We start from the raw sequence: 17,011 nt of genomic DNA, 5'->3' as shown, positions 1-17,011 counted from the left end.
GATGCTGCGGCGCATGATAATGTAAGACAAAGGCCATACATAAAGCAAAATGCATCAGAGTAAATCCATACAAGATGACGGCGCCGGTCCCGGCTGGGCCGCCGCCTTCGTGCGCGGCGAGGGCGCGCGCTACCAGCAGATCGTTGGCTTCATCGAGCGCGCGGTCGGGGACGGGCGCCTGAACCCCGGCGACCGCCTGCCACCCCAGCGCGAGCTGGCCAGGCAGCTCGGGGTGGATCTCACCACGGTGACGCGTGCGTTCACCGAGGCCAAGCGGCGCAACCTGATCGAGGCGCGCGGGGCGCTGGGCACCTTCGTCGCCCCGCCAAAGGTCGAACTGGCACAGATGGTCGACCTGAGCATGAACGTGCCGCCGCCGCCCGCCGCCGTGGATTTCCATGATTTGCTGCAGCGCGGGCTGTCGCAGGTGCTGCTGCGCTCCGATGCGCACCTGCTCATGACCTACCAGCTTGGTGGCGGCAGCAGGGCGGACCGGGCCGCCGGCGCCATGTGGCTCAAGCCGGTGCTGGAGTCGGTCAGCCCGCAGCAGCTGATTGCCTGCCCCGGCGCCCAGGCCGCGCTGGCGGCGCTGATCCTCACGCTCACGCAGCCCGGCGACGCCATCCTTGCGGAGCCGCTGACCTATCCCGGCCTGCGCGCGGCGGCCGAGCAGCTCGGGCGCCGCGTGGTGACGGTGGCCACCGATGACGACGGCATGCGGCCCGATGCGATGGAGCAAGCGTTGCGCGAGCATGGCGCACGCGCGATCTACCTCAACCCGACCATCCAGAACCCGACCACGCGGACCATGCCCGCGCACCGGCGCCGCGATGTCGCGCTGACCGCGCAGAAGTGCGGTGCCTGGATCATCGAGGACGATCCTTACTGGCTGCTCGGCAGCGACGCGCCGCCGCCCGTGGCCCACTTTGCGCCGGGCCAGGTCTACTACGTTGCCACGCTGTCGAAATGCCTGAGCCCGGGGCTGCGGACCGCCTATATCCGCCTGCCCGAAGCGCGCAGCCGGGCGGGCGTGCTGGCCGCGCTGCGCTCCTTCGCGCTGATGTCCACGCCGCTGTCGACAGCCCTGGCCACGCAGTGGATTCACGAAGGCTCCGCCGCGCAGTTGCTGGCCGGGATCCGCACGGAAGCCTTCGCGCGGCGAGAGCTTGCACGGCAGTTGCTGTTCAGCGCGGACCAGGCACCACCCAGCGGCATACACGTCTGGCACAACTTGCCGAGCTACTGGACTTCGCTGGCGCTGACGCAGGCCGCGCGTGCGGAGGATCTGCGTGTTACCGCTTCCGATGCGTTCTATGCTGGCCCCACGCCGCCCAATGCGATCCGCATCTCGCTGGGAGGTGTCGAGACGCGTGCCCATCTTGCTGCTGCGTTGAAGAAGCTGGCTGAGTTGCTGGTGCGCAGGCCGCAGGCGTCGCGGGAGATTGTGGTTTAGGGGGAGTTTTTTGGGTCTGCGCCGATCTGCGTGGCGAAGTGAGGGTCTCAAGACGACGCCAGGCGGAAGCACCGTGGCCGCAAGATCGGAAAGGTTGGGGTGTGGGGTGGACCGCCGATCACACTTCATGTAAGCTTGCCCGCCCTCTTTGCGCCGCCATACCGCGCCGCCATGCCCCAGATCATCGTTAGTCGTCTACACAAGACCTACCGCATCCACGAGCGCGACCCGGGCGTGCTCGGTGCGCTGCGTGCGTTGATTCGGCCGCGCTCTCGCACGGTCGATGCGCTGGCGGGGGTGTCATTCGAACTGCAGCGCGGCGAACTGCTGGGCCTCATTGGCCCAAACGGCGCTGGCAAATCGACCACCATCAAGATCCTTGCCGGTATCCTGCGGCCCGACGGCGGCCGCGTCGAAATCGACGGGCGCGTCCCTTTCGCCGACCGCGAGCGGCACGTGGCACGCATCGGCGTGGTGTTCGGGCAGCGCACGCAACTTTGGTGGGATCTGCCGGTGGGCGACGGCTTCGCGCTGCTGCGCGACATCTATCGGGTCGACCCGGTGCGCTTTGCCCGCACGCGCGACGAACTGGTCGCGCTATTGCATCTCGAGCGCCTGCTTGACCAGCCGGTGCGCCAGTTGTCGCTGGGGCAGCGCATGCGGGCGGAGATAGCGGCGGCGTTGCTTCACGAACCCGACATCCTCTTCCTGGACGAGCCGACAATCGGGCTCGATGCGCCCACCAAGCTCGCGGTCCGTGACTTCGTGCGGCGCGCCAACCACGAACGCGGCACCACCGTGTTACTGACCACGCACGACATGCATGACATCGAGGCGCTGGCCAAGCGTGTGATCGTGATCGGCCACGGCCGCGTGCTGGCCGACTGCGCGGTCGACGCGTTGCGGTCCCAGGTGGTGGCTGCGCGCCGATTGGATGAGGGCCTGTCAGCGGACGCGGAAGACGAGGGTATGACCATCGAGGCCGTCATCGCGCGCTTCTACGCGATGCACGGCGCGGTCGAGGCCTAGTCCATGATGGCGCCGCGCGAACTCCTGCGTCCCTATCTCGCCGCGTTCAGATCCCGGTTCCTGCAGATGCTGCAGTACCGGGTGGCGGTATACGCGGGCTTCGTTACGCAGTGCTGGTGGGGGGGAATCAAGATCATGGTACTGGTGGCGTTCTACCGCAGCGCGGCGGCGGCGAGCGCGCCGCTGTCGCTCGCGCAGGCCATCACCTACACGTGGTTGGCCCAAGGCTTGCTCGCACTGCTGCCGTGGATGGGCGACCCAGAGGTGGCGCAGGCGGTGCGCACCGGAGCCGTGGCATACGACCGGCTGCGGCCGGTGAATGCCTATGCGCTGTGGTTTGCACGCTCGGCCGGCTGGACGGCGGCGCGCGCGCTACCGCGTGTGGCCCTGATGCTGGCCTTTGCTGGCATTGCGCTGCCAATTGCCGGGCTGGGTGAATGGGCCTGGCAGCCGCCTGCCGGACTGGCTGCGGGCTTGGGCTTCATCGCCTCGGTGCTGCTCGCGCTGCTGCTGTCCACATCGCTGGTGATGCTGCTCAACATCGCGGCGGCAGCCGCGCTCAACGAACGCGGCATCAATACGCTGGCGGGACCCGTCGTCATCGTGTTCTCCGGGAACCTGCTGCCTCTGGCACTACTGCCCGACACCTGGCAGACCGTGCTGCTGGTGCAACCGTTAGCGGGCGTGATGGATATTCCGGCGCGGATCTATTTCGGGCAGCTGGGCGGCGCGCAGATGCTCTGCGGGCTGGGCCTGCAATGCCTGTGGATCGTGCTGCTAGTGACCGTTGGCCATGCGGCCATGGGACGCACGATGCGCCGGCTCGACGTGCAAGGCGGCTGAGGCGAATGGGCTCCCTGGCATTGTTCGCCCGCCTCGTGATGGCTTCGCTGAGCGGCCAGGCACGCTATCCGGCCTCGGCGCTGTTGCTTACGGTGGGGCAGTTCCTCGTCACCGGAGTCGAGGTGGTCGCGGTCTGGGCGCTGTTCCACCGCTTCGGCGACGTGCAGGGTTGGAGAATCGGCGAGGTGGCGCTGTTCTACGGGCTGGTGAACTGCATGTTCGCCATCGCCGATGCCCTGGGGCGCGGCTTCGACGTGCTGGGCACGGCGTTGTTGCGCACCGGCGAATTCGACCGGTTGCTATTGCGGCCTCGTCCCCTGGCTCTGCAATTGATGGGGCACGACGTCCGCATCAGCCGTCTGGGGCGCTTGTTGCAAGGGCTGATGGTATTGGCTTTCGCAACGGTGCAGGTGGGCATCGCGTGGACACCGGGATCCATCGCCATCGCCCTGTTTGCGGTCGCAGGCGGCGTGGCGCTGTTTCTGGGCATCCTGGTACTGCAGGGCACGCTGTCCTTCTGGACCATCGAGAGCCTCGAAATCGCCAACGTCCTGACGTACGGCGGCGTACAGGCGACGCAGTATCCGCTGGCTTTGTATGCGCAATGGTTCCGGTACGTGCTGACCTTTGCCGTGCCACTGGCCTGTGTCGCCTATTACCCCGCGCTGGCCATATTGGGCAAGGCCGATCCACTCGGTGCGCCTGCCTGGACAGGGCTGGTGTCGCCGTTGGCGGGTTTCGTTTTTCTCCTGGCGGCTTTCGGCGCGTGGCGTGTCGGGCTGCGCCACTATGCCTCGACCGGCAGCTAGTCGGTAACGCGCCTGTCCGTTTTCGCTTCGGGGGTTGCCTCCGCAACCACCTGCCTGGCATCCCGGCTCACCACGAAACCATCACGACATGATGTATTTCGGCACACCGAACTGGTAGCGGCAGATTGGCGAGTGGGCAAGAATGCCGCTACCGGGGGCCTCACCCCGAAACCAGTATCACTCGCGGGATCGTGGTGATTGATGCCGGTAGCGGCATGAGTTCGTTAGAGCCCGGGGCCTGACGACGAAACTACCGGGCCGCGCGGTCCCGACACGCCAGCACCTAGAAGCCCCAAAGGACCGCCCCAAAACGTTCCCCTGCGCCAGTAGCAGACGCGCCGCCCAATTTTGTGCGGCGTGGCATGGCCGCGTCCGGCCGCCATCAAGACCCCTTCACCAACTCAATAGCCCGCGCCAGCTTACCAACCGCAGGTGCAATCTCCGCATCCGCAACTCCACCATAGCCGAGCACCAACCCATTCTGCGCCTGCAGCGAATCAGCAAAATACGACGACAACGGTCGCGCCACAATCCCGTGCGCCAGCGCGAAACGCGATACCAACTGGTCATTGGCATGCCGGAGTATGACGCTCAGATGCAGCCCGGTATCGGTGCCCACGATCGCCACCTCGTCGCCAAGCTGGCGCTGCAGTTCGTCAATCAGCAACACCTGGCGCTCGCCGTAGATCTTGCGCATGCGCCGTACGTGCGCAGCGTAATGGCCATCGGAAATAAACTCCGCCAGCGCGGCTTGCACCGATAGCTGTCCGCCGCGATGCAACTCGGATTGCGCTACCGAGAAGGCGTCGACCAGTTCCGGTGGCACGATCAGGAAGGCGAGCCGCAAGCCAGGATAGAGCACCTTCGAGAAGCTGCCGACATAGATGGTGTTGCGGTGCGGGTCCAGCCCCTGCAGCGACGGCAAGGGTGCGCCCTGATAGCGGAACTCGCTGTCGTAGTCGTCTTCGATGATCCATGCGTTGTGGCGATGCGCCAGCTCTGTGAGCAGGCGGCGCCGCGCAAGGCTCATCACCACGCCGCTCGGGTATTGGTGAGAGGGGGTGACAAAGATCAGCCTTGGCGCGCTCTCTGGTGCAACCGGCGGCCGGATCCCGTGCTCATCCACCGTAATGCCCTCCATCTGCAGGCCCGCCGAGCGAAAGACACTGCGCGCGCCCCAATAGCATGGGTCCTCGACCCAGACCAGTTCGCCCGGGTCCGCGAGCAGGCGGGCGCAGAGATCGGTGGCCTGGTGGCTGCCCTGCGTCACGATGATCTGCTCCGGCGAACAATCCACGCCGCGGGCGAGCGACAGGTACTCCGTCAGCGCGCGCTTGAGCGGCGGATGGCCATGCCGGCTGCCATAGCCCAGTTGTTCCTGGCTGGCGGTCTTCCAGACCTTGGTGATCAGGCGCTGCCACACGCCGCGCGGGAACTGGCTGACATCCGGAATGCCGGGCACGAACGCACCCACTTGCAGGTCCGATGCGCCAACGCTGGCCAGCAGTTCGCGCGCGCGCAGCGAGAGCCTGGATTCATCGCCGGGAAGCGCGGGCTCGCCGGCCTGGCTGGGGGCGACGATGTGGGCGAGCAGGGCGGGGTCGGGGGCGGTGTCGCCGACGTAGGTGCCGCTGCCGCCGTGCGTGTGCGTGTAGCCCTCGTCGGTGAGCCGCTCGTAGGCATAGAGGACCGTGTTGCGGGCAATGCTCAGTTCACGGGCAAGTTCGCGGGTGGGTGGCAACCGTGTGCCCGGGGATAGCTGGCCGGCGAGGATGGCCTCGCGGATGTCGTCGAACAACTGCCTGTTCAGCGGAGCACCGGATCGTTCGGGCTGGCTCCAATGACTGCGCGCGAGAAGCCAATCGGTCAGCGGAGTCTCTCTCAATTCTTGGCTCCGTCTGAAAATTTGTACCGGCACTATACAGTGGAGCCAACGGGCTTGTAGAGTAGATCCCATCATGTCGCGGCATTACCACATAACCATTTCAACTAAGTAACAGACCGCCGGCTTGGCCCAAAAAAGTGTGAAAGACCAGCTATTGAGCGGGCACTTAATTCACCACATAAATGCGATGGGGCAATGGCGAATATCCCCATATCGGTGCGTGCTGATGTACCAGTATGTTGTATTTATCGAGGCATTAAATGAAGCGTTTTGCAGTAGCAGGTATCCAGATGCCGGTGTCGGCATTCGAAGAGAACATCACGCAGATGAATCGCTACCTGGCCCATGTCAGGCACCGCTTTCCGTGGGTCGACATGGTGATGTTCTCCGAGCTGGCGGCGTTTGGCCCGAGCCCGGCCAAGGCCGAGGAAATGCCGGGCGCAGCCGAGGCCCGCCTGTGCGAGATGGCTGCCAAGTACGGCTTGTGGCTGATCCCCGGATCCTTGTTCGAGCGTCGCGGCGGCGCGATCTACAACACCGCGCCGGTGATCGACCCCGCCGGGAACGTGGTTGCCCGTTTCCGCAAGCTGTTTCCCTTCCGGCCCTATGAGCAAGGCATCGCCGCGGGCAGCGAGTTCGTGGTGTTCGATGTGCCGGACGCGGGGCGCTTCGGCATCTCGATCTGCTATGACATGTGGTTCCCGGAGACGACCCGGACACTGGTTGCGATGGGCGCTGAAGTGATCCTGCACCCGACCATGACGGACACCATTGACCGCGACATCGAATTGTCGATCGTGCGGGCATCGGCGGCAACCAACCAGGTCTATTTTTTCGATATCAACGGTGTCGGTGACGGTGGCGTGGGCCGCTCCATCGTGGTGGATCCCGCTGGCTATGTGCTGCATGAAGCCGGCCCGGGCACTGCGGAGATCATCCCCGTGGAGATCGATTTCGAAAAGGTCCGGCGCGAGCGCGAGCGCGGCTTGCGCGGGCTTGGCCAGCCGCTCAAGAGCTTCCGCGACCGGGAGGTGGAGTTCCCGGTCTACCAGCGCAACAGCGGCGCGGATGCCTATCTCCACACGCTTGGCAAGCTGGTGAAGCCGGGTGTCCTGGAAGACGCAAAGCCGGAAGTGACCGGGCCGGCGGGCGAGTAGCCGCCGGGGGAAAAGCCTCGGCAGGCCGCCACGTTATTCCGGTGCGGCGAAAAAACAGAATTCAAATATCCGAGGGAAAGCGTGATGGCTGGCCCAATGGATAGCGCTTGCCTTCAAGGTTGCTATCGACCCGCTTGATAAACAGGAGCCGGTGAATATCGGGCCGGAAATAAAACGGTCGTTCTATTAAACGGATTCGCAGTTGCAGATCCGCGCATTGAGATTATCTAGTTAGCAGAGGAATAACATGGCACGCAGCACGGCACGAAAAGCAAAGACCGGGCAAAACATTTCCCTAAACCGTTACCGCAGCGTTTGGGAAATGCGCGCGGATGGCTGGATGAATCTGACTGACGACCTGGGCCGCCTGGTCAATCTCGCGCGGGAGTGCAAGGAATTCATCGAACGCCACGCCCGGGTAAAAGAGACGCTGGCCATGCTTGAACCGATCGAGCGGTTCTGGGCATTCCCGGGGCACCGATTGTTCGAGGAGCTGACCGCGTGGTTCGAGGCTGGCGACCTGGGCCGGCTGAACATCGCCGTGCACCGTATCAACCGCATGCTGGCCAGCGATACCTATCGCCATAAGAAGCTGTCGCTGGATGCGGAGTCGGAGGAGCCGTCCGAGATCGAGACGGAAGAGGAGATGCAGGCGCAAATAGCACGACCGTACTTTGAGGTCCTGATCGTCGACGACATGACGCGCGAGGATGAAGAGGCCTTGCGCCGGCGCGTTCAGCGCAAGCAGCGCGTGGATGATCCCTTCGTGTGGGACGTGGTGGTGGTGCCAAGCTTCGAGGATGCGCTGATTGCCACGCTCTTCAACTTCAACCTGCAGGCTTGCGTGATCCGGCATGGCTTTCCGTTCAAGTCCGAGTATGAGCTGGACCTGCTGCGCAAGTTCCTGGAAGGCCTGGACGAGGGCATCGAGGAGCAGCCGGAATCCGAGCGCGGCCCCTTGCTGGGGCAGAAGATTGCGGAGCTGCGGCCGGAACTGGACCTGTATCTGGTCACGGACGTGAAGGCCGAAGAGATCGCGTCGCGGCTGGGTGAGGTCTTCAACCGGATCTTTTTCCGGGAGGAGGACCACACCGAGCTGTACATGTCGATCATGAAAGGCGTGTCGGAGCGTTACAAGACGCCGTTTTTCACGGCGTTGAAGGAGTACTCGAAGCAGCCGACCGGGGTGTTCCACGCCTTGCCGCTGGCGCGGGGCAAGTCGATCATGAACTCCCACTGGATTCAGGACATGGCGCAGTTCTACGGCCTGAATCTGTTCATGGCCGAGACCTCCGCCACGTCCGGCGGGCTCGACTCGCTGCTGGACCCCATCGGCCCCATCAAGGTCGCGCAGGAGTATGCCGCGCGCGCATTTGGCGCGCGCCGCACCTTCTTCGCGACCAATGGCACTTCGACGGCCAACAAGATCGTGGTGCAGGCGCTGGTCAAGCCGGGCGATATCGTGATGGTAGACCGCAACTGCCACAAGTCCCACCACTACGGCATGGTGCTGGCGGGCGCCAAGGTGGCGTATCTCGACTCCTATCCACTGGACGATTTCTCGATGTACGGGGCGGTCCCTATCGCCCAGATGAAGCGCACGCTGCTGCGGTTCAAGCGGGCGGGCACGCTGCACAAGGTCAAGATGGTGCTGCTGACCAACTGCACGTTCGATGGCGTGGTCTACGACGTGAAGCGCGTCATGGAGGAGTGCCTGGCCATCAAGCCCGACCTGATCTTCCTGTGGGACGAGGCCTGGTTTGCCTTTGCCCGCTTTCATCCCACCTACCGCCAGCGCACCGGCATGGATTCGGCGTCGCGCCTGCGCCGCGAGCTCGATAGCGAGGATTATCGCCGGCGCTACGATGCATTCACCGCATCGTTCGGCGGGGCGGACTGGGATGATGAGGAGAAGCTTGTCGCCACCCGCTTGATGCCGGATCCGGACCGCGCGCGGGTACGGGTCTACGCGACCCAGTCCACCCACAAAACCCTGACCTCGCTGCGCCAGGGCTCCATGATTCACGTGTGGGACCAGGACTTCAAGGACAAGGCGGAAGAGGCGTTCCACGAGGCGTACATGACGCACACCTCCACCTCGCCGAACTACCAGATCCTGGCCTCGCTCGATGTCGGCCGCCGCCAGGTGGAGCTGGAAGGCTACGAACTGGTGCAGCGCCAGATGGAACTGGCCATGACACTGCGCGAGTGGATCCACACGCACCCGTTGCTCAAGAAGTACTTCCAGTTCCTCAACGTCTCCCGCGTGGTGCCGACCGCGTACCGGCCATCCGGCATCGAGGCGTACTACAGCCCGGAATCCGGCTGGGCCAATATGGAAGCCGCGTGGCGCGTCGATGAATTCGCGCTGGACCCGACCCGGCTGACCCTGTCGATCGGCACCTCCGGCATTGACGGTGACACGTTCAAGAACAAGTACCTGATGGACAAGTACGGCATCCAGATCAACAAAACGTCGCGCAACACCGTCTTGTTCATGACCAATATCGGTACCACGCGGTCGTCGGTGGCTTACCTGATCGAGGTGCTGATCAAGATTGCCAGGGAGCTGGAGGAGCGCACGGCGGACATGAGCGTGATCGAGCGCCGCCTGCACGAGAAGCGCGTTTCGTCGCTGACCAGGGAACTGCCGCCGCTGCCGGACTTTTCGCACTTCCATTTTGCGTTCCGCAGCGTGTGCAACAGCGGGCAGATCGAGACGCCGGACGGCGATATCCGCAAAGCCTTCTTCATGTCCTATGACGAGGAGAACTGCGAGTACCTGAACATGGGCGAGGTGGCCAAGGCCATCTCCAAGGGCCGTGAAGTGGTATCGGCCTTGTTCGTGATTCCCTACCCCCCGGGCTTCCCCATCCTGGTGCCGGGGCAGGTGATCAGCTCCGAGATTCTGGAGTTCATGCAGGCGCTGGATGTGCGGGAGATCCACGGTTACCGCCCGGAGTTGGGCTTCCGTGTGTTCAGCGACGGGGCGCTCCAGCAACTGGCGCTCCAGGCCGCCGGCGAGGCAGCTGCGGCGGTGGCGGCCGCGGCGAAGGCGTCGGTCTCGGCCGTTGTGGAAGTCTCGACGGCAACGGTCGATGAAGTGGCGGCGGCGGCCCTGGCGGAACGCCCCGCGGCAAAAAAGTAGCGAGGCGGGAGGCTGGGACAGGCGCCCGGCTTCTCGCAACAGAGCCCATGTCGACAAAAAAAGAATGCCGGACCTGGATGTCCAGGAACCGCGGGAAACCCGCGTCCAGCCGGCCCCGAGTTCATCAGGAGAAAGCCGCGATGCAAAAAGTCCGTAATGTCTCAGATCTGCGCGTGATGTTCCACAGGAACGAGAAGCCCATCTACTTCATCAGCGCCACTAACTTCAATCTCCTGGGCATCGATCAGTGGGTCAACCGTTTCAAGTACATCAACTACATCGATTGCTTCGACGGCCGCCATCCCAATGTCTTCGTGCCGCAGGCGCTGCCGCACGAGGAGTTCACCTCGATCGAGGACATCAACAACTACCTGCTGCAGCATAAGGACGTGGTGGAAATGATCGAGCAGCGGGGGGGGCGGCCTGCCGCGACCTTCCTGATGTTCGATGAGAAAACCGAAGAGCTGGCCGACGAGCTGGGGCTTGACGTGTGGTTCCCGCCGGCCGCGCTGCGCAGCCGCTGCGATAACAAGATGGAGACTGTGCGCATCGGCAACAAAGCTGGCGTGCACTCGGTGCCCAACGCACTGGAGAAGGTGGACAGCTACGAGCATCTGATGCAGATCGCGGAGCACCACGGTCTGGGCAATGACCTGGTGGTGCAGAGCGCGTTCGGCGACTCCGGCCACACCACCTTCTTTATCGCAAGCGTTGACGATTTCAACAAGCACAAGGATGAGATCGTCAACGACCCCGAAGTCAAGATCATGAAGCGCATCAACTGCCGCGGCGCGACCCTGGAGGCCTGCGCCACGCAGTCAGGCACGCTGGTCGGGCCGCTGCTGACCGAGGTGGTGGGCGCGCGTGAACTGACCCCCTACAAGGGCGGCTGGTGCGGCAACGAGATCTTCCCCGGGGCGTTCTCGGAAGACGTCAGGATGAAGGCGCGCGACATGGCCTTCCGTTTCGGCAACCAGTTGCTGGAGGAGGGCTATCGCGGCTACTTTGACCTGGACTTCCTGATCGACGTCGATAGCGGCGAGGTGTATCTCGGCGAGCTGAATCCCCGCATCTGCGGCGCCAGCCCGATGACCAATCATGCGGCCTTCGCCTATGCGGACGCGCCGTTGTTCCTGTTCCACCTGCTGGAATTCTCGGGTGTGCCATTCGACCTCAATGTGCGCGAGCTCAATGAGCGCTGGGCCGAGAAGTCGTTCATCGACGGCTGGTCCCAGCTGGTCATCAAGTACACCGAGGACAACGTGGATATCGTGACCCATGCGCCGCCCTCGGGCATCTATCGCATGGCATCCGACGGCTCCGTGTCCTACCACCGCTTCGACTCCAACCGTCGCGAGATCGAGAGCGAGCAAGAAGCCTTCTTCCTGCGTATCACCGGGCCCGGCGACTATCGCTACGAAGGCGCGGATCTGGGCATCCTGATCACGCGGGGTCGTTCGATGAACGACGAGTTCAAGCTCAACGAGCGCGCGCACCAATGGATCCGGGGCATCAAGCAGTATTACGTGGCCAAACCCCTGGTTGCCGCACAGGCCGAGCTGGCGCCGCAGCCGGGCGCGTTCAAGATCCTGTAGGCCGAAGGTCCAACCACGAGAGGCCAGGAATTCATGCGTTGTACATTCGAAGCGATCAGTGAGGACTTGCCCGGCCAGCGATGGCAGAACATCTTCCGGCAGTTCTGGCCCGGGTACCGGCAATGGTATCTGCGCGACGGCGATCGCGCGCGGCCGGGCTTCCTGATGTGCCGCAAGGCCTTGCGCCACCACATGCCGGAGCTGGTCCCGACCTGGGAGCGGCTGGTCGAGCTGTCCGGCGGCGGCGACCTGGAAGCGCGCTTCCTCTCGATGTGGGGGCCGCCGCCCTACATTGCCGGCTGCTCGCAGGCGGTGTGGCTGCCGGTGGACGGGCAGCAGGCTGCAGGCGCCACGCCCGCGCTGTTGCGCAACTACGATTTCGCCCCGGCTTTGCTCGAGGGCGTGTGGCTGGCGTCCAGATGGCATGGCCAGCGGGTGGTGGCGGTCAACGACTGCCTGTGGGGCGCGCTCGACGGCATCAACGAGAGCGGCCTGGCCGCGTCGCTGTCGTTCGGGGGCCGCAAGGCGGTGGGTAATGGATTCGGCATTCCACTGGTCTTGCGCTACGTGCTGGAGTTCGCGGAGAACGTCGACCAGGCCGTGGAAATGCTCGCGCGCATCCCGGTGCATATGAGCTACACGGTGAGCCTGCTTGACCGCCGCGCACAGTGGGCAACGGTGTTTGTCACGCCGGACCGGCCGCTGGAGGTGGTGCGCAAGCAGGCGGTGAGCAACCTGCAGCATGGCGTCGAGTGGACGGCGCACGCCAATGCGACCCTGGCCGAGGCCAGGGAGCAGACGCTGGCTGTTGCGGTGCGGCAGGCCGAGGATGCCAAGGCTGTCCTGCGCGCGCTGCTACGCCCGCCGCTGTTTCAAACTGCCTACGGGCGTGGCCACGGCACGTTGTACAGCGCCGTCTATCACCCCTATGACGGTTCCGTCGAAATGGTCTGGCCAGATGCCGTCTGGCGGCAGTCCTGCAGCCATTTCCTGCCCGGCGCCCGGATGATCGAGTTCGACGTGGAGAGCACCGCGCTGCCGCATGCGGTGGTGCCGGCGCGCCGGTGGATGCTCGACGATGTTGGCAGTTTTCAGTGAGTTTCCTAGTCTCATAGTCATGGGGGAAGGCATGCATGGCGAATCCGGGCTGCCTTTGGCCGCAGGCTAACCATCGAATACGCGCAAACGCAAGCAGGACGCGGCCCGGTCCGGACCGCGGCGACCCAATTCGCCAGAACATATCCGAGGGTGGCGGCTTCGGAAAAGCAGGCTCGCAAGAATCCAAGGAGCAGTCATGAAAAAAAAGCGCCCAATCACCACCTACATCGTCATCGCGATGATCCTCGGCGTTATCGTCGGCTATAGCTGTAACAAGGCCTTCCCGGATCCCGGTACCGCCAAGGAGATCGCCGGCTATATATCGATCTTCACCGATGTCTTCCTGCGCCTGATCAAGATGATCATCGCACCGCTGGTGTTCTCCACGCTGGTGGTTGGCATCGCGCACATGGGCGATGCGAGCACCGTTGGCCGCGTCGGCGTGAAGGCGCTCGGCTGGTTTATCGTGGCTTCGTTTCTCTCGCTCACGCTGGGCCTGATCCTGGCCACCCTGCTGCAGCCCGGCCACAACATCGGCCTGCCGTTGCCGGACGTGGGGGCGGCTACCAACCTGAAGACCAACGCCTTCACGCTGAAGGATTTCATTACGCACCTGGTGCCGAGGTCCGTGGCGGAGGCCATGGCCACCAATGAAATCCTGCAGATCGTGGTGTTCTCGATCTTCTTCGGCACCGCGCTGTCGACCCTGGGGGAGACGGGCAAGCGGCTGGCCGGCGTCATCGACGACCTGGCGCAGACCATGCTGAAGATCACCGGCGCCGTGATGTGGATGGCGCCGCTGGCGGTGTTCGCGGCCATTGCTTCCACCGTGACCACGCAAGGACTGGGCATTCTCATCACCTTCGCGAAGTTCATGGGCAGCTTCTATCTTGGCCTGCTGGTGCTGTGGGGCCTGCTGGTGGCGGCCGGGTTCTTCTTCCTGGGCAAGCGGGTGTTCACGCTGATCCGGCTGATTCGCGAGCCCTTCCTGCTGTCCTTTTCCACGGCCAGCTCGGAGGCCGCCTACCCGAAGATGCTCACCGCGCTGGACCGGTTCGGCGTCAGCCGCAAGATCTCCAGCTTTGTGCTGCCGATGGGCTACTCCTTCAACCTCGACGGCACCATGATGTATTGCACGTTCGCCGTGCTGTTCATTGCGCAGGCCTACGACATTCACCTGCCGATCGGTACCCAGATCACCATGCTGCTGCTGCTCATGCTGACGTCAAAAGGCATGGCCGGGGTGCCGCGCGCATCGCTGGTGGTGATTGCCGCCACGCTGAACCAGTTCGGCATTCCGGAAGCTGGCTTGCTGCTGATCATGGGGGTCGACCAGTTCCTGGACATGGGCCGCTCGGCGACCAATGCGGTAGGCAACTCGATTGCCGCTGCCGTGGTGGCGAAGTGGGAGGGCCAGCTGGCGAGCGAGTCGGATCTGGACGGCGAGGGCGACAGCACGGCATCGGACGCGCGCGCCCCGCTCGGAAAGCCGGGCGCGGTCCAGGCCTGAGCGGCCAGCGCGGGAGGGTGCCTCGCAGGCGGCCTCCCGCATGGTGTGCCGGGCATTGTGCGAACGATCACTGCAGGAGTGCAAATCAAATGCGTTCAAATGGAGCACGCGTGGGTGGCGGGCGCAGCAGCCGCGGCGGCCGGCAAATCGTGATGTGGGCGGCCGTTGCGCTGTGCGCGGCATTGGCCGCCGGCGCGGCGTTGGCGCAACAGGCGGGGGAACTGGCCGGCACGCTGAAGAAGGCGAAGGAAATCGGCACCCTGACCATCGGCTATCGCGAGTCGTCCTTGCCATTCTCGTACCTGGACCGGCTTGGCAAGCCGGTCGGCTATTCCATCGATATCTGCCGCGCGATTGTGGATGCGGTGGCGGCGGAGGTGGGCCGCGAGGTCGGCATTCAATGGACGCCAGTCACCTCGGACAATCGATTCGATGCGGTCACGTCCGGCAAGGTCGACCTGGAATGCGGCTCGACCACCAGGAACGTCGAGCGCCTGAAGCGCGTGTCGTTCTCACCGGTGATCTTCGTGGCCGGGACCAAGCTGATGGTGCCGAAGGGATCGCCGATCAAGTCGTTCAAGGACCTGAAGGGGAAGACCGTGGTCGCGACCGGCGGCACCACGAACGTGGAGGCGCTTGAGCGGCTATCGGCTCGCTTCGGCCTGCAGCTGAACGTCATCAAGGCACGGGACCATGCCGATGCGTTCCAGGTTTTGCAGCACGGTGGCGCGGACGCCTATGCGGGGGATGATGTGCTGTTGTATGGTTTTTTGCGCAGCAGCAGCGCCGGCGGCAGGTTCCAGATCGTCGGCGATTTCCTCTCCTACGATCCCTACGGGATCATGTTCCGCAAGGGCGATCCGCAGTTCGCCGCCGTGGTGGACAAGGCGGTGCGCGAGATGGCCGTGTCCGGGGAACTGGATCGCACGTACAAGCAATGGTTCATGAACAAGCTGCCCACCGGTGAGCGGCTCGGGTTGCCCATGAGCGCGCAGCTCGATGAGCTGATACGGGCCATCCCGGACCAGTCGGATTAAGCCGCTCGCGCATCCAGGGTTTCACGCCATCGCTGGGGAGCGCCGCTCAAGGGCGCGCTCCTCGGCCCTTGGAATGGCGAGCCGGACTGCTCAGCGATAGCTGGCGATGAACGCGCGCAGCTGCGGATAGATCTCCTCGCGCCAGCGCCGGCCGGAGAAAATGCCGTAGTGCCCGCAGCCCTGCGCTGTCACATGCTGCTTGCGCGCGCCGGGAATGCCCGCGCAAAGATCGTGCGCCGCCGCGGTCTGGCCCGCTCCCGTGATGTCGTCCAGTTCGCCCTCGATGGTCAGCAGCGCCGCGCCGGTGATGTCCTGCGGCCGTACCGGCTTGCCGTCGATCTCCCAGGTGCCGCTGGCCAGCCGGAATTCCTGGAACACATCGCGGATCGTATCCAGGTAATACTCGGCGGCCATGTCGAGCACGGCGTTGTACTCGTCATAGAAGCGCACGTGAGCCTCGGCGTCGTCCAGGTCGCCATCGACCAGGTTCTGGTAGTAGTCGTAGTGCGAGGAGAGGTGGCGATCCGGGTTGGTGGCAACAAAGCCGGCGTGCTGCAGGAAGCCCGGGTAGACCTTGCGGCCGTGTCCCGGGTAGTTGGCCGGCACGGCATGAATCACGTTGTTCTCGAACCACGCGAAGGACTTGTCGGTGGCCAGCGCGTTCACGGCAGTGGGGCTGCGGCGCGCATCGATCGGGCCGCCCATCATGGTCATGGTCCGCGGCGTGGCCTCACCGGCGGAAGCCAGCAGCGAGATGGCGGCAAGCACAGGCACGGCCGGCTGGCACACGGAGATGACATGGAGGTTTTCCGCGCCGATGTGGCGGATGAAGTCCTGAATGTAGTGTACGTAGTCGGTCAGGTGGAACGGGCCGTCCTCCGCCGGCACCATGCGGGCATCGATCCAGTCGGTCACGTAGACCTTGTGATGCTGCAGCAGGGTTCGCACCGTATCGCGCAGCAGGGTTGCATGATGGCCTGACAGCGGGGCGCACACCAGCACCACCGGCTCGTCCTTCAGCCACTGGATGACCTGCGGATCGTCGGCATAGCGCTTGAAGCGCAGCAGCTTGCAGAAGGGCTTCTCCACGATGGTCTGCTCGACGATGGGAACGTCCCGCCCGTGGCATTGCACCGACTTGATGTCGAAGGGCGGCTTCTTGTAATCCTTGCCGAGGCGGTAGAGCAGTTCGTAGCCGGCGGCCATCCGGTTGGCGCCCGGCATCATGGACAGCGGGCTGAGCGGATTGGTAAAGGTGCGCGACGTGGCTTGCGCCAGTGCGGTGAGCGGCAACAGCAAGGCGCTCTTGAGTTCGTGGAATTGGTAAAGCATGGGGAATACCTGTCAGTCTTGAAAATAGGGGGCGTCCCCCGCGCGACCGGGGGCGATGGTGGATCAGTTGGATCAGTTGGGCCAGTTGGCTCAGTTGGCTCAGTTGGATTACGCC

Annotated in this window: 12 protein-coding genes; 10 read left to right on the top strand and 2 right to left on the bottom strand. The window is 64.2% G+C overall.

Annotated elements, in window-relative coordinates:
- Positions 1-49 precede the first annotated feature (49 nt).
- From AC1RQC_RS10090 to AC1RQC_RS10075, 4 genes are all read left to right on the top strand, one after another.
- Positions 50-1,453, top strand: a complete 1,404-nt coding sequence (locus AC1RQC_RS10090) for an aminotransferase-like domain-containing protein (RefSeq protein ID WP_492883146.1) — start codon at positions 50-52, stop codon at positions 1,451-1,453.
- 171 nt (positions 1,454-1,624) lie between these two features.
- On the top strand, positions 1,625-2,482 hold the full coding sequence (locus tag AC1RQC_RS10085; RefSeq protein ID WP_492374514.1) for an ABC transporter ATP-binding protein: 858 nt from the start codon (positions 1,625-1,627) through the stop codon (positions 2,480-2,482).
- Positions 2,483-2,488: 6 nt separating this feature from the next.
- Positions 2,489-3,325 (top strand): ABC transporter permease, encoded by an 837-nt coding sequence (locus AC1RQC_RS10080; RefSeq protein ID WP_492374515.1) that lies wholly within the window; start codon positions 2,489-2,491, stop codon positions 3,323-3,325.
- 5 nt (positions 3,326-3,330) lie between these two features.
- Positions 3,331-4,134 carry an ABC transporter permease gene (locus AC1RQC_RS10075; protein WP_492374516.1) on the top strand — a complete coding sequence of 268 codons (804 nt, stop codon included), beginning with the start codon at positions 3,331-3,333 and terminating at the stop codon, positions 4,132-4,134.
- Positions 4,135-4,516: 382 nt separating this feature from the next.
- Here the strand turns inward: AC1RQC_RS10075 and pdxR are convergent, their stop codons facing one another.
- On the bottom strand, positions 4,517-6,019 hold the full coding sequence (gene pdxR, locus AC1RQC_RS10070) for a MocR-like pyridoxine biosynthesis transcription factor PdxR (protein WP_492883144.1): 1,503 nt from the start codon (positions 6,017-6,019) through the stop codon (positions 4,517-4,519).
- A 260-nt stretch (positions 6,020-6,279) separates the two neighbouring features.
- On the opposite strand from pdxR, the gene AC1RQC_RS10065 reads away from it, so the two are divergent.
- From AC1RQC_RS10065 to AC1RQC_RS10040, 6 genes are all read left to right on the top strand, one after another.
- Complete coding sequence (locus AC1RQC_RS10065) at positions 6,280-7,176, top strand: carbon-nitrogen hydrolase family protein (protein WP_492883142.1); 897 nt, start codon at positions 6,280-6,282, stop codon at positions 7,174-7,176.
- Between the two features lie 340 nt (positions 7,177-7,516).
- Positions 7,517-10,324, top strand: coding sequence for an aminotransferase class I/II-fold pyridoxal phosphate-dependent enzyme (locus tag AC1RQC_RS10060; RefSeq protein ID WP_492883140.1), 2,808 nt, complete (start codon positions 7,517-7,519; stop codon positions 10,322-10,324).
- 47 nt (positions 10,325-10,371) lie between these two features.
- Positions 10,372-11,919 carry a biotin carboxylase gene (locus AC1RQC_RS10055; protein WP_492883138.1) on the top strand — a complete coding sequence of 516 codons (1,548 nt, stop codon included), beginning with the start codon at positions 10,372-10,374 and terminating at the stop codon, positions 11,917-11,919.
- 33 nt (positions 11,920-11,952) lie between these two features.
- Positions 11,953-13,017, top strand: a complete 1,065-nt coding sequence (locus AC1RQC_RS10050) for a C45 family autoproteolytic acyltransferase/hydrolase (RefSeq protein WP_492374520.1) — start codon at positions 11,953-11,955, stop codon at positions 13,015-13,017.
- A 196-nt stretch (positions 13,018-13,213) separates the two neighbouring features.
- Entirely contained in the window at positions 13,214-14,527 is a 1,314-nt protein-coding gene (locus AC1RQC_RS10045; RefSeq protein ID WP_492374521.1) for a dicarboxylate/amino acid:cation symporter, read from the top strand.
- Positions 14,528-14,679: 152 nt separating this feature from the next.
- On the top strand, positions 14,680-15,564 hold the full coding sequence (locus tag AC1RQC_RS10040) for an amino acid ABC transporter substrate-binding protein (protein WP_492374544.1): 885 nt from the start codon (positions 14,680-14,682) through the stop codon (positions 15,562-15,564).
- Between the two features lie 90 nt (positions 15,565-15,654).
- Here AC1RQC_RS10040 and AC1RQC_RS10035 read toward each other — a convergent pair whose 3' ends face one another.
- On the bottom strand, positions 15,655-16,896 hold the full coding sequence (locus AC1RQC_RS10035) for a polyhydroxyalkanoate depolymerase (protein WP_492374522.1): 1,242 nt from the start codon (positions 16,894-16,896) through the stop codon (positions 15,655-15,657).
- Positions 16,897-17,011 lie beyond the last annotated feature (115 nt).

The sequence above is a fragment of the Cupriavidus sp. GW822-FHT03E04 genome, from assembly GCF_058801495.1.
Note: the sequence above shows the minus strand (reverse complement) of the source record. Positions and strands in the feature narration are given on the sequence as shown.

What these genes read in the sequence shown, in the direction of transcription:
- AC1RQC_RS10040 (WP_492374544.1), top strand. Translation starts at nt 14,680, where the DNA reads ATGTGGGCGGCCGTTGCGCTGTGCGCGGCATTGGCCGCCGGCGCGGCG.
- AC1RQC_RS10080 (WP_492374515.1), top strand. Translation starts at nt 2,489, where the DNA reads ATGGCGCCGCGCGAACTCCTGCGTCCCTATCTCGCCGCGTTCAGATCC.
- AC1RQC_RS10090 (WP_492883146.1), top strand. Translation starts at nt 50, where the DNA reads ATGCATCAGAGTAAATCCATACAAGATGACGGCGCCGGTCCCGGCTGG.
- AC1RQC_RS10075 (WP_492374516.1), top strand. Translation starts at nt 3,331, where the DNA reads ATGGGCTCCCTGGCATTGTTCGCCCGCCTCGTGATGGCTTCGCTGAGC.
- AC1RQC_RS10045 (WP_492374521.1), top strand. Translation starts at nt 13,214, where the DNA reads ATGAAAAAAAAGCGCCCAATCACCACCTACATCGTCATCGCGATGATC.
- AC1RQC_RS10050 (WP_492374520.1), top strand. Translation starts at nt 11,953, where the DNA reads ATGCGTTGTACATTCGAAGCGATCAGTGAGGACTTGCCCGGCCAGCGA.
- AC1RQC_RS10065 (WP_492883142.1), top strand. Translation starts at nt 6,280, where the DNA reads ATGAAGCGTTTTGCAGTAGCAGGTATCCAGATGCCGGTGTCGGCATTC.
- AC1RQC_RS10085 (WP_492374514.1), top strand. Translation starts at nt 1,625, where the DNA reads ATGCCCCAGATCATCGTTAGTCGTCTACACAAGACCTACCGCATCCAC.
- AC1RQC_RS10035 (WP_492374522.1), bottom strand. Translation starts at nt 16,896, where the DNA reads ATGCTTTACCAATTCCACGAACTCAAGAGCGCCTTGCTGTTGCCGCTC.
- AC1RQC_RS10060 (WP_492883140.1), top strand. Translation starts at nt 7,517, where the DNA reads ATGAATCTGACTGACGACCTGGGCCGCCTGGTCAATCTCGCGCGGGAG.
- AC1RQC_RS10055 (WP_492883138.1), top strand. Translation starts at nt 10,372, where the DNA reads ATGTCGACAAAAAAAGAATGCCGGACCTGGATGTCCAGGAACCGCGGG.